Origin of the sequence: Cupriavidus pauculus (assembly GCF_022179805.1) — a bacterium.
In the GTDB taxonomy this organism is placed as follows: Bacteria; Pseudomonadota; Gammaproteobacteria; order Burkholderiales; family Burkholderiaceae; genus Cupriavidus; species Cupriavidus pauculus_E.
This window is the reverse complement of the sequence record NZ_BPUO01000010.1, coordinates 62,052-74,148: the sequence shown is the minus strand read 5'-3', so window position 1 is coordinate 74,148 and position 12,097 is coordinate 62,052. Positions and strand designations below refer to the sequence as shown.

At 66.5% G+C, this 12,097-nt stretch carries 10 protein-coding genes; 7 read left to right on the top strand and 3 right to left on the bottom strand.

Features of this window, described 5'->3' with window-relative positions; translation table 11 throughout:
• Positions 1–169 precede the first annotated feature (169 nt).
• Both MFF62_RS20795 and MFF62_RS20790 read left to right on the top strand, forming a co-directional pair.
• Positions 170–1,240, top strand: a complete 1,071-nt coding sequence (locus MFF62_RS20795; RefSeq protein WP_238265021.1) for a hypothetical protein — start codon at positions 170–172, stop codon at positions 1,238–1,240.
• 188 nt (positions 1,241–1,428) lie between these two features.
• Positions 1,429–1,632, top strand: coding sequence for a cold-shock protein (locus MFF62_RS20790; RefSeq protein WP_238265020.1), 204 nt, complete (start codon positions 1,429–1,431; stop codon positions 1,630–1,632).
• Between the two features lie 65 nt (positions 1,633–1,697).
• Here MFF62_RS20790 and rpoD read toward each other — a convergent pair whose 3' ends face one another.
• Together rpoD and MFF62_RS20780 are read right to left on the bottom strand one after the other, a co-directional pair.
• On the bottom strand, positions 1,698–3,659 hold the full coding sequence (rpoD, locus tag MFF62_RS20785) for an RNA polymerase sigma factor RpoD (RefSeq protein ID WP_404990803.1): 1,962 nt from the start codon (positions 3,657–3,659) through the stop codon (positions 1,698–1,700).
• 260 nt (positions 3,660–3,919) lie between these two features.
• Positions 3,920–4,879 (bottom strand): LysR family transcriptional regulator, encoded by a 960-nt coding sequence (locus tag MFF62_RS20780; RefSeq protein ID WP_238265019.1) that lies wholly within the window; start codon positions 4,877–4,879, stop codon positions 3,920–3,922.
• Between the two features lie 111 nt (positions 4,880–4,990).
• Between MFF62_RS20780 and MFF62_RS20775 the strand changes: the two genes are divergently transcribed.
• Genes MFF62_RS20775 through MFF62_RS20755 form a run of 5 tightly spaced genes read left to right on the top strand, consistent with a single transcriptional unit; the run spans position 4,991 to position 11,118 of the window.
• Positions 4,991–5,995: a Bug family tripartite tricarboxylate transporter substrate binding protein gene (locus tag MFF62_RS20775; protein ID WP_238265018.1), complete on the top strand. Its 1,005-nt coding sequence runs from the start codon at positions 4,991–4,993 to the stop codon at positions 5,993–5,995.
• Entirely contained in the window at positions 5,988–8,075 is a 2,088-nt protein-coding gene (locus tag MFF62_RS20770) for an acetate--CoA ligase family protein (protein WP_238265017.1), read from the top strand. The genes MFF62_RS20775 and MFF62_RS20770 overlap by 8 nt, the downstream gene beginning before the upstream one ends.
• A gap of 1 nt (position 8,076) precedes the next feature.
• Positions 8,077–8,847, top strand: coding sequence for an enoyl-CoA hydratase/isomerase family protein (locus MFF62_RS20765; RefSeq protein WP_238265016.1), 771 nt, complete (start codon positions 8,077–8,079; stop codon positions 8,845–8,847).
• Positions 8,844–10,262 carry an aldehyde dehydrogenase family protein gene (locus MFF62_RS20760; protein ID WP_238265015.1) on the top strand — a complete coding sequence of 473 codons (1,419 nt, stop codon included), beginning with the start codon at positions 8,844–8,846 and terminating at the stop codon, positions 10,260–10,262. The genes MFF62_RS20765 and MFF62_RS20760 overlap by 4 nt, the downstream gene beginning before the upstream one ends.
• Before the next feature lie 37 nt (positions 10,263–10,299).
• Complete coding sequence (locus MFF62_RS20755) at positions 10,300–11,118, top strand: enoyl-CoA hydratase (RefSeq protein WP_238265014.1); 819 nt, start codon at positions 10,300–10,302, stop codon at positions 11,116–11,118.
• 24 nt (positions 11,119–11,142) lie between these two features.
• On the opposite strand, the gene MFF62_RS20750 is transcribed toward MFF62_RS20755, so the two are convergent.
• Complete coding sequence (locus MFF62_RS20750; RefSeq protein ID WP_238265013.1) at positions 11,143–12,042, bottom strand: LysR family transcriptional regulator; 900 nt, start codon at positions 12,040–12,042, stop codon at positions 11,143–11,145.
• Positions 12,043–12,097 lie beyond the last annotated feature (55 nt).

The following is a 12,097-nucleotide window of genomic DNA, read 5'->3' as shown; positions in this document are numbered from 1 at the left end:
GCGCAAAAAATATCCAAACGTAGCGATTTGGGCTTTTGCAACGGTTTCGCGGCTTTACTTTCACCGATGCCGACCTATGCTGGCGCTCAGGCTGAGGGGCAACCATCGCCCGGTGCGTCAGACCCGCTCACGCCGACCTGCAGGACTGTGCGTCAGCAAGGGGAGCGCCATGCCGTCACTTCGCGTCTTCACGCCCACCGAATGGGCCAGGGCCTTTCCGGACCCGAGCATCGATTTCTTCCGCAAGTTTCTGATTCAGGGCGATTCATGGTTCTCGATCGGCGCCTTGCCGCCGGCCGCGCTGACCACGAACATGCCGCGACACATGGCGTTCGAGTTCTCGTCGTGCGCTGTGAACTTCGCGCAGCCCGGCGCCGAACTGGCGCAGGTCGTCAACGTCGCCCCCACGTCGCAATGGGTGTTCAACCCCGCCTTCGAGGCCGCGTTGCACGGCAGGCTGTGCGAGCGGTGGGATGCCGTGCTGCTCTCGCTGGGCGGCAACGACTTGATTCGTGCGCTGAACACGCCGCCGAACGGCGACGACGGCCAGCGCGTCGAGCCCAAGAAGCGTTTGTTGCTGCTGCCCGACGAATGGGGTGCCCAGGCGGATGTGTCGCGCTTTGTGTCGGATGAGGGCTGGCTGACGTTTGAAACCTACCTGGATGGCGTGTTCGACGTGCTGGTCGGGTGGCGCGATGCCAACGACGGCAAGTCGCGCTTTGCGCCGCTGGTGATCCACAGCTATTGCCGCGTCCAGCCCCGGCTGGCCGGTACCGGTGGCGTGCCAGGGCACTGGTTGGCGGGGCCGTGGCTGGCCAGCGCGCTGCAAACCTATGCCATTCCCGAAGCGGACGGCACGTGGCATGCGCTGGCCGTTCACCTGATCGACCGTCTGTTCGGGCTGCTGCAGAAGCTCTGCGGGCGCTATCCGCACGTTTTCCTGGCAGACCTGCGCAACCTGCTGCAGGACGCGGCAGCCGACGCTACAGGCCGCGATGGCGATTGGGTCAACGAGATCCATCCCACCGATGACGGCTACGAGCGGCTGGCGCCCGAGTATTGCGCCAAGGTGACGGAAGCGCTGCAGGCGATGGCCATGCCGCAACCGATGGCCGCTGCCGGCCGCAGGCGCCGGGGAGCAGGGGTTGGGACACCGTTGCCGGCCGCGCCGGCGGTGCCAGCCATATCGGCAAACCTGCGCCGCCGGTCGTTGAATGGGGCGGCCAGACGGACGATGTAAGGGGGAAAGAGCGATCGAGGAGGGGGATGTAAACCCCATGTTGCCCGGTACGATCCGTGAAGTTTCCGGTTTCACACGCATCTTTATGTGCAACCCGGATTGTCGGCAACGCTTTAACTGTGATACAACCAGTTCGCACGCTCGGCGCAGGCCAGCGGCTTTATCTACTTTTTTGGAATATTCAGAACATGGCAACAGGTACCGTCAAGTGGTTCAACGATGCAAAGGGCTTTGGGTTCATCACGCCGGATGACGGCGGCGAGGACCTGTTCGCGCACTTCTCGGAAGTGCAAGGCAACGGCTTCAAGTCGCTGCAAGAAGGCCAGAAGGTCAGCTTCGAAGTGAAGCAAGGCCCGAAGGGTAAGCAAGCCGGCACGATCAAGCCGCTGTAAGTTTTACCCAAAAAAAGCGGCGCACCCCGTGAGGAGTGCGCCGCTTTTGCATTCGCGCTATTGCTTTAGCGTTCCAGGAACAGCTTCAGCTTGTCAGCCCGGCTGGGGTGCCGCAGCTTGCGCATCGCCTTGCTTTCGATCTGACGAATCCGCTCGCGGGTCACATCGAACTGCTTGCCGACTTCTTCCAGGGTGTGCTCGGAGGTCGTGTCGATCCCGAAACGCATCCGCAGTACCTTGGCTTCACGCGGCGCCAGCCCGTCGAGTGCCTCGTCCAGCATGACACGCAGATTCGCATGAATCGCGGCCTCGGCCGGCGAGCTTGCGGACACATCTTCGATCATGTCGCCGAGCGTCGCATCGGCATCATCACCCACCGGGGTTTCCAGCGAGACCGGCTGACGCGCGATCTTGAGGATGCCACGCACCTTGTCCTCGGACATCTCCATGCGCTCCGCCAGCACGGCAGGATGGGCTTCCTGACCCGTCTGCTGCAGGATTTCGCGCGAGATGCGGTTCAGCTTGTTGATCGTCTCGATCATGTGCACCGGCACGCGGATCGTGCGGGCCTGGTCGGCCAGCGCGCGCGTGACGGCCTGGCGGACCCACCACGTGGCATAGGTCGAGAATTTCCAGCCGCGACGGTACTCGAACTTGTCCACCGCCTTCATCAGGCCGATGTTGCCTTCCTGGATGAGGTCCAGGAACTGCATGCCACGGTTGACGTACTTCTTGGCGATGGAGATGACCAGGCGCAGGTTGGCCTCGATCATTTCGCGCTTGGCCTGGCGCATCTTCAGCTCGGCCGCGCTCATCTGGCGGTTGATCTGCTTGAGCTGCTGCAGCGGCAGGGCGACCTTTGCCTCGATGTCGATCAGCTTTTGCTGGCTGGCCTGGATGGCCGGCAGGTGACGCAGCAGCGCCGGACCAAACTGGCGCGACGTCGCCGCCGTGCGCTCGGTCCATTCGAGGTCGGTTTCATGACCCGGGAACGACTCGATAAACGCCTCGCGCGGCATGGAGCAGCGTTCGACGGCGATCTCCAGGATGGCACGTTCCACCACACGCACGTCTTCCACCTGTTCGCGCACGCTGGCGCACAGGCGGTCGATCATCTTGGCCGTGAAGCGGATGGGCGCGAGTTCTCGCTGGATTTCCACGCGCAGCTGCGCAATGGCGGCCGAACGGGTCTTGCCGGTCACCGGGCCATCGGGCAGCTGGTCGAACAGCGCACGCACGCGCGCGAAGATCGCGAGGCTGTCGGTGGTCAGTTGTTCCAGGCGGGCAGCGTTGGCCTTGTCGGAATCGCCGATGTCGCCATCGTCCTCGTCGTCGTCCGACTCGTCGTCCGAGTCATCGGACGCGTCGGCTTCCACCGGCGTGTCGTCGGAATCGGACGCCATTTCGGCTTCCTCCGAGTCGTCGCTGATGCCATCGACCAGTTCATCGATACGCAGGTCGCCGGCAACGATGCGGTCCACGTCGGCCAGAATCACCGACACAACCGACGGGCAGGCGGCGATGGCCTGGATCATGTCCTGCAGGCCGCCTTCGATGCGCTTGGCGATTTCGATTTCGCCGGCGCGGGTCAGCAGCTCGTTTGCGCCCATTTCGCGCATATAGAGCCGGACCGGGTCGGTCGTGCGTCCGAATTCCGAATCGACGGTCGACAGGGCAGCTTCCGCTTCCTCGTCGGCCTGGTCGTCTGACGAGGCGGCGGGAGCGTTGTCGCTCAGCAGCAGCGTCTCGGCATCGGGTGCCTGCTCGTACACGGACACGCCCATGTCGCTGAACGTGCTGACGATGGTTTCCATCGCCGCCGTCTGCGTCACATTGTCGGGCAGGTGATCGTTAAGGTCTGCGTGCGTCAGGTAGCCGCGCTCGCGGCCGAGCGCGATCAGCGCGCGCATTTGCCGCTGGCGTTCCTCGTCCTGGCGTGCCGACGACGCGTTATCCAACGGTGCCGAGGCCGTGGAGGATTTGCTTGCTGGCTTGCGGCGGCTGGACTTCAAAGTAACGGAGGTCATGCGGGATGTTGCTTCATCGCGAACCGGATTAGTCAATACATGCTCCTGGCCCGTAGGCCAACGATTGTCGCGGCCATGACTTCTGGTCAAGCCTGCGGGGTGCGAACGAAATCGTGGAATGGCGCACGGACTTTCGAGACCGGAATACCTTCCGCAGAATCCGGTGTGCGCAAAATGGGGGACCGCGCATGATACGCGATGTAGTGGTGCGACGCAATATGGTCTGACCCTGCGTGGGTTGAGGTTGGCGCGGCATATGTTTACCCGGCCTTGCCGGTCCAATCACGGCTCGTCACATGGGGAACAAGGTCGTGCAGCCGTGACAGTACCACCCTTGCCGCGCGCGAGAGCGGGTGATGCTGCGTGAGCCCGAGGCTGATCGACCTCGGCAACTGCGGTTTGACGATTTCGGCGGCCGTCAGGCGTCCAGCGCCCACCTCGTCGTCCACGGCCAGTTGCGGCAGGATCGTCAATGCGTGTCCCGCCAGGGCCACTTCCTTCATGGCGTTCAGTGATTCGACCTCCAGTGCCACATCTAGTGCCACGCCCTGTTGCCGTGCGTGCTGGTCCAGGATCTGGCGCAGTCCATTGGGTGCCGGGGGCAAGACCAGCGGGATCCCGCCCAGACGGGCGAAATCGACGGTGGGCTCAGCCGTCAGGGGGTGGTCTGGCGTGCTCACCAGGTAGTTCGCCACGGTAGCCAGCACATCCTCATTCTGGCGCGGGCTTGGCCCATAACGGTTGATCACCGCCAGGTCCAGGTGGCCGGAATCTAGTTGTTCGTCGAGCTGGCCGCTGAAACCCTCCACCACCCGCAGCCGCACGCCTGGCGCGGTATCGCGCAGATCGGCGAACAGGGCGGGAATCAGGCGGCGCGTCATGGACGGCAGTACGCCGATCCTGACCAGGCCCGCCGGCACACCGGCCGCATTGCGCACTTCGTCATGCAGACGTGACGACTGGGCCAGCAGTAATTCAATCTCCGGAAAGATCCGCTTGCCGAATTCCGACAGCACCACGCCGCGCCCCGTGCGCTCGAACAGCCGATCACCCCAATCCGACTCGATCTGGGCGATGGCACGGCTGACCAGCGACTGCGCCGTGCCCATGGCGCGCGCCGCCCGCGACAGCGAGCCGAGTTCGGCCACCAGGGCCACCGTCTCGAGTTGTTTGATGTTCACTTTTGGCGATGTGAGCAGGAAGACAAGGACGATATCCATAAATTAGATATCAGGTATCTAAGAATATACTCTTTTGCAATAACTGAAGTCTCCATACACTTCGAACATCCTTCCAGGCAGAGAAGGGTTGCCAAACGATATGGAGACAACATGCGAAGCTTTTCGACGATAGGGCGCGGCCTGCGCCAGTCCCTGTCCATCCTGATGATGGCCGCGGCGCCCCTGGCGCTATGCGGTGTTGCTAGCGCCACCGCCGGCTATCCGGCCAAGCCGATCCGCCTGATCGTGCCATTTCCGGCTGGCGGCCCCACCGACGCCATGGCGCGCCTGATCGGCCAGCACCTGTCGCAGCAGCTTGGGCAACCCGTGATCGTGGACAACCGCGGCGGGGCGGGTGGCACCATCGCCACCGAGGCGGCGGCCACCGCAGCGCCCGACGGCTACACGCTGTTCTTCTCCACCACGGGCACCATGGCGATCAATCCGTCGCTCTATCGATCGATGAAGGTCGATCCGCTCAAGGGGTTCGATGCCGTGGGTGCGGTGGCGTCGACCACCAACGTGCTGGTGGTGCCGAACAGCCTGCCGGTCGGCAATGTCAAGGAACTGGTCGACCTGGCCAAACAGAAGCCCGGCACGCTGACGTTCGGCTCGGCCGGCAACGGCAGCTCGAACCACCTGTCGGGCGAACTGTTCAAGTCGATGGCCGGGATCGACATCGTGCACGTGCCGTACAAGGGCTCGGCGGCGGCGTTCACCGATCTGCTGGGCGGCCGTATCTCGATGATGTTCGACACGGTGTCGAGCCAGGTGCAGTACATCGGCACGGGCAAGGTGAAGGCGCTGGGCGTTACCGGCCCCACGCGGTCCGAAGCGTTGCCGAAGGTGCCCACCATTGCGGACTCCGGGCTGCCCGGCTTTGATGTCACGATCTGGTTCGGCCTGTCGGCCCCCAAGGGCACCCCGCCCGACGTGGTGCAGCGGCTCAACGCCGAGCTGCAGAAGACGCTCGCCCAGGCCGACGTCAAGAAGCAACTGGCCGCGCTGGGCGCCAGCTCGATGCCCGGCACGCCCGCCGATTTCGCCAAACGCATCCAGCACGACGCCACCAAGTGGGCGCCCGTGGTGAAGGCTTCGGGAGCTACCCTTGACTGAGATCTTCAACGCCCTGTTCGCGCCGGCCTCGGTGGCCGTGATTGGCGCGTCGGACAACCCCAACAAGGTCGGCGGCCGGCCCATCCACTACATGCGCCACTTCGGCTACACGGGCCAGGTGTTTCCTGTGAACCCCGGGCGCACGACGATTCAGGGCTATCGCGCCTATCCGACGCTGCAGGACATCGGCACGACGCCGGATGCCGTGGTCATCGCGGTATCGGGCGACGCCACGCTGGAACAGGTGCGGCAGTGCGCCCAGGCCGGCGTGAAGGCGGCAGTGATCATGGCGTCCGGGTTTGCCGAAACCGGCGAGGCCGGCCGGCAGCGCCAGCAGCAACTGGTGGATGCGGCAAATGCCGGCGGCATGCGCCTGGTGGGTCCGAACGCGCAGGGCACGGCCAGCTTTGCCAGCGGCGCGGTGCTGAACTTCTCGACGATGTTCATGGAAGTGGCGCCTCAGGATGGCCCGATCGCGATCATCAGCCAGAGCGGCGCGGCCAGCGTGATGCCGTATGCGCTGCTGCGCCAGGCCGGGCTGGGCGTGCGCTACCTGGTGGCCACCGGCAATGACGCTGACCTGGATGCCTGCGCCATGACGGCCGCCGTGGCCGCCGATCCGGACATCCGGCTCATCCTGGTGTACCTGGAATCGATCACCGACCCGGCCGCGCTGGCACGGGCCGCCGCCGTGGCCCGTGAGCGCGGCGCCAGCATCGTCGCCATCAAGGCCGGTAGCAGCCAGCATGGCGCCCGCGCGGCGGCGTCGCACACCGGTGCGCTGGTCGGCAACGATGCGGCCATCGACGCCTTCCTGGCCCGCCACGGCATCTGGCGTGCCGGCGATATCGGCGAACTGGTACGCGCCGTGCCGCTGTACCTGCAGGGCCGCGCGCCGGGGCAGGGCCGCACCGTGGTGATGAGCCACAGCGGCGCCGTCGGGGTCATGGCCGCCGATCTGGCCGAACGCCATGCGTTGCCGCTGACGGTGTTGCAGCCGTCCACGCTGGACCGTCTGGGCACGATCCTTCCCGAGTTCGGCACCGCCAACAATCCGCTCGACATGACCGCCGCGCTGCTGGGCAAGGGCGACATGTTCCCGCGCGTGCTGGACACGCTGGGCGCCGATCCGCAGGCCGACATGATCATGGTCGGCATTCCGGTGGCCGGCCCCGGCTACGACGTCGAAGCGCTGGCCAGTGATGCCGCCGCGTTCAGCAGCCGGCTCGGCAAGCCGCTGGTGGCCAGCGCGCCCCAGCAGAGCGTGCGCGACGTGTTCGTGCGCCATGGCGTGCCGACGTTCGTGACCGAGGCCGATGCAGTGGCGGCTTTGGCTCAGTACGCGGGCCATGCACGGCTGCTCGCGTCGGCGGGCTTTCCGGAACCTCATCCGCTATCGCCCGAATCTCTGAACGGCACCGGCCTGCAGGACGAGGCCCGCAGCCTGTCGCTGCTGGCCGAGGCCGGCGTGCCCGTGGTGCCGTACCGCTTCTGCGCCAATGCCGAAGAAGCCGTGGCCGCGTTTGCCGCGCTGGGCGGGGGCGCCGTGGTGGTCAAGGGCTGCGCGGCGGAGGTGCCGCACAAGAGCGAGCACGGGTTGGTGCATCTGCGGCTGACCGACGCTGCCAGCGTGGCTCAGGCAGCGGAGGCTTGCCTGGACACGCTACGCAGCCTGGGTGTCGCCAATCCGCGCGTGATCGTGGCGGCGATGGTCAAGGGGCGCCATGAGTTCGCGCTGGGCGTGTCGGTCGACCCAGTGTTTGGCCCGCTGGTGATGATCGGCGAGGGCGGCACGCTGCTGGAGTTGCGCAAGGACGTGGTGACGCTGCTGGCGCCGTTCGACGTGGCCGACGTGAAAGCGGCCTGCGCGCGGCTGCGGCTGGCGCCGCTGTTCGACGGCTATCGCGACATCCCGGCGCTTGATCTGGACGCGCTGGCGGCGTCGGCCGTGGCGCTCGGCAACTGGGCGCTACGTCATCGCGATGCGGTGACATCGGTTGATATCAACCCGCTGATGGTGATGGCGGCCGGCGACGGCGTGCTGGCCGTGGACGCCGTAGTGGAACTGCAAGGAGCCTGACATGGAACCCGTACTCGTGGAACGCGATGGCGGCGTCGCCCTCGTCACGCTGAATCGTCCCGAGCGGATGAACGCCGTCAACGACGCGCAGCGCGGCGCATTGATCGACGCGCTGGCCAGGCTCAACGCCGATCCCGCCGTGCGCGCCGTGGTGCTGGCCGGCGCCGGCGAGCGCGCCTTCTGTGCCGGGCAGGACCTGGACGAAGCGGCAGCGGTGACGTGGCAGCAGATCGTGCCGTGGCTGAACCGCCAGCGCGCCATGTACCAGGCCGTGCGTGACCTGGACAAGCCCTGCGTGGCCGCCGTGCGCGGCGTGGCGGCTGGCGCGGGATTCCAGCTCGCGCTGTGCGCCGACTGGCGCCTGACCACGGCGGACAGCCGCTGGGGCCAGCCCGAGGTCAAGGCCGGCCTGGCCAGCATCGTCGGGTCGTACCTGATGACGCTGCATGTCGGGCATACCCACAACGTGCAGATGTCGCTGTCGGGCGAACTGGTGTCGGGACAGCGGGCCTACGAGATCGGCCTGGTGACCGCCTTGCATGGCGAGCTGGAACTGATGGACGCGGCGCTGGCGCGTGCCCGGTCGCTGGCCGTCCTGCCACCCACGTCGGTCAGGCTGTCGAAGCAGCGGCTGCGGGCCATGACCCAGCCCGGGTTCGACGATGCCTGCGTGGCCGGCATCCGGGCGCAGCTCGAATGCTATGCCGACGGCGAGCCACAACGCGTGATGGCCGAATTTCTCAGCAAACGGAATGCAAGGGAGTCGCAATGATCCAGTGGAACGAGCACCTTATCAACGGCACGCGACGACGGGTGTCCGACGGCCGCACCGTGCGGATTCTTGATGCCGCCACCGAGGCGCCGCGCGGCGATGTCCATCTGGGCAACGCGGCAGACGTTGAAGACGCCGTTGCGGTCGCACGGCTGGCGCTGCCGGGCTGGCAACGGATTGGCGTGGACGCCCGGGCGGCGCTGCTGCGTGCCATGGCCGACGCGCTGGAAGGCATGGGGCAAGACCTGGCGCGCGACATCTCGCGTGAAGTCGGCATGCCGCTGAAGCTGTCGCAACGCATTCAGGTGGATGCGCCGGTGGCCGCCTGGCGCGCCACGGCGGCGCTGGCCGAGACCTTCCCGTTCGTCAGCGAGGCCGGCAATTCGCGCATCACGCTGGTGCCGGTGGGCGTGGTCGCGGCCATCACACCGTGGAACTATCCGCTGCATCAGATCACGGGCAAGCTGGCGCCGGCATTGCTTGCCGGCTGCACCGTGGTGCTGAAGCCGTCGGAACTGGCGCCCGCCGCATCGGCCTGCCTGATGGCCGCCTGCGAGCAGGCCGGCTTGCCGCCCGGCGTGCTGAACATCGTGCAAGGCGATGCCGAGGTGGGCCAGGCGCTGGCCACGCATCCTGACGTGCAGATGGTGTCGTTTACCGGATCGACGGCGGTCGGCCGCAAGGTGGCGGCGCAGGCGGCGGGCGACATGAAGCGTGTGTCGATGGAACTGGGCGGCAAGTCTGCGGCGGTGGTGCTGCCCGGTGCCGATCTCGCCCGTGCCATCAAGGCCACGGTGGCGTCGTGCTTTCTCAACTCGGGGCAGACTTGCAGCGCCATCACGCGGCTGATCGTGCCGCGCCAAGACTATCCGGCTTGTCGCGCCTTGCTGGCGGAGGCCGCCGCAGGCATGGTCATGGGCGACCCGGCCGACGCGGCCACGCGAATCGGGCCGTTGCTGTCGGCGCTGCAGCGCGAGCGCGTACTGGCGCATATCGCTGATGCCGAGCAGGCGGGCTTTGACCGGATTGCCGGCGGCCCCGACGCGCTGGTGCCGGCCCGCGGCCATTTTGTCGCGCCCACGATTTACGGGAACGTGGCGCCGGACAGCCGGCTGGCGCAAGAGGAAATCTTCGGGCCGGTGCTGGCGGCGCTCTGCTACGACACGGTCGAAGAGGCCATCGCACTGGCTAACGGCACGCGCTACGGTCTGGCCGCAGCGGTGTGGGCCGCCGATGACGCGGCTGGCGAAGCCGTGGCCAATGCGTTGCGCGCCGGGCAGGTCGATGTCAATGGCGCCCGGTTCAACGCGGCGGCGCCGTTCGGTGGCTTCGGCATGTCGGGCGTTGGCCGCGAGGGCGGTATCCACGGGCTGGAAGAGTTTCTGGAACCGCGCGCCGTCCAGCTTCCCCGCTAAGTCCGACTTCGGCCAATTCGATATCAGGATTTCCAATATGTACCAGCAGATTTCAGTGACCCGCTCGGGCCAGAACGCGCACGTCGCCATCGTGACCATGAACCGGCCGGACAAGCTCAACGCGCTGACCAAGGTCATGGAGGCCGAGTTGCGCGACGCCATGGACGCGGTGGACCGCGACGACACCGTTCGCGTGGTGGTGTTGACCGGCGCCGGCAAAGGCTTCTGTGCCGGCATGGACATCAACGAGCTGGAAATACTGCCGCCCGGCGATATCCGCGCGGCCCAGTGGATGCGGCCGTACGACATGAACCGGCGCGCCGACTACCAGACCCGCTACGGATACTTTCCGGCGATGCGCAAGCCGGTGATCGCGGCCATCAACGGCGCGGCGGCGGGCCTGGGGCTGGTGTTCGCGCTGTACAGCGATATGCGCTTTGCCAGCGAACGGGCCGCCTTCAGCACGGCCTTTGCGCGGCGCGGCCTGATTGCCGAGCATGGCATCTCGTGGATGCTGCCGCGCGTGGTGGGGCCGGGCCATGCTGCGGATCTGCTGTACTCGGCGCGCAAGGTGCTGGCGGACGAGGCGCTGCGCACGGGGCTGGTGGATCGCGTGTACGCCGCCGACGACCTGATGGCCCAGACGCTGGCCTATGCCGAGGATCTGGCCGAAAACGTCTCGCCGCGTTCCATTGGCGTGATCAAGCGTCAGCTCTGGGAGCAGCCGTTCCAGTCGTTGGCCGAAGCCACCCAGCAAGCCAACGCCGAAATGTTCGAGAGCATCCAGAGCGAGGATTTCACCGAAGGCGTTGCGCATTTCCTCGAACGCCGGCCCGCGAAGTTCACGGGCAAGTAGGGCGCCGGCGGCCCCGGTGCGTTGTTAGATGCCGGGGTCCGCGCGTGGGCCGGTGTTCTTGCCGCTGGCGCGGGCCATGGCCAGAAACGCCCGCATCGCGCTGGACAGGTAGGCGTCCTTGCGGTGGATGAACAGGGTGTCGACCTGGGCCTGGCTGCGCGGCATCGCATGGATGGCGATACGCCCGGCTTCGGCAAACGGTGCCAGCACGCCGCGCGGAAGCAGCGTGATGCCGACGCCGGCCGATACGCAACTGACGATGGCATCGAGCGAGCCGAATTCGAGCGGCTTGGCCACCACGATGCCCTTCGTGGCGAGAAACGATTCCAGCCGCTGGCGGTACGAGCAGCCGGACTGGAACACCACGATGCGCAGATCGGAGACGTGGGCCAGCTCGTTGAGCGAGCGAATCCCGGGGCTGGTGGCCAGCACCAGTTGCTCCGTGAATATCCGCTCCTGATTCAGGTCGGGATGCGAGACCGGGCCGGCCACGAAAGCGCCGTCGAAGCGCGACGCCACCACATCACGCACCAGGCTGGCCGTGCTGCCGGCCGTCACGGCCATCCGCACATCGGGATAGGCACGCGCGAACCCCGTCAGCAGCGGAGACAGCCGCAATGCCGTGGCCGTCTCCAGTGCACCTAACGTCAGTGCGCCGCTGGGCACCCCATCGTCCTGGGCCGCCGCGCGCGCCTCGGCCATCAGCTTGCCGATGCGGGCCACGAAGGGCAGGATGCGCTGGCCCGCAGGGGTAGGACGCACGCCTCGCGCATGACGCTCGAATAGCTGCGTCCCCAATTCCTCTTCCAGCCCCCGGATGCGCGCGGTGATGTTCGACTGCACCGTGTGCAGTTCGGTGGCGGCGCGGTTCATGCTGCCCAGCCGCGCCACCGCCTCGAAAGTCTTCAAATCTGCCAGTTCCATGTGAACCGAGCCTCCATCTGCCATGCAATGCTCATGCGCAACTGTAGCCCCTCGG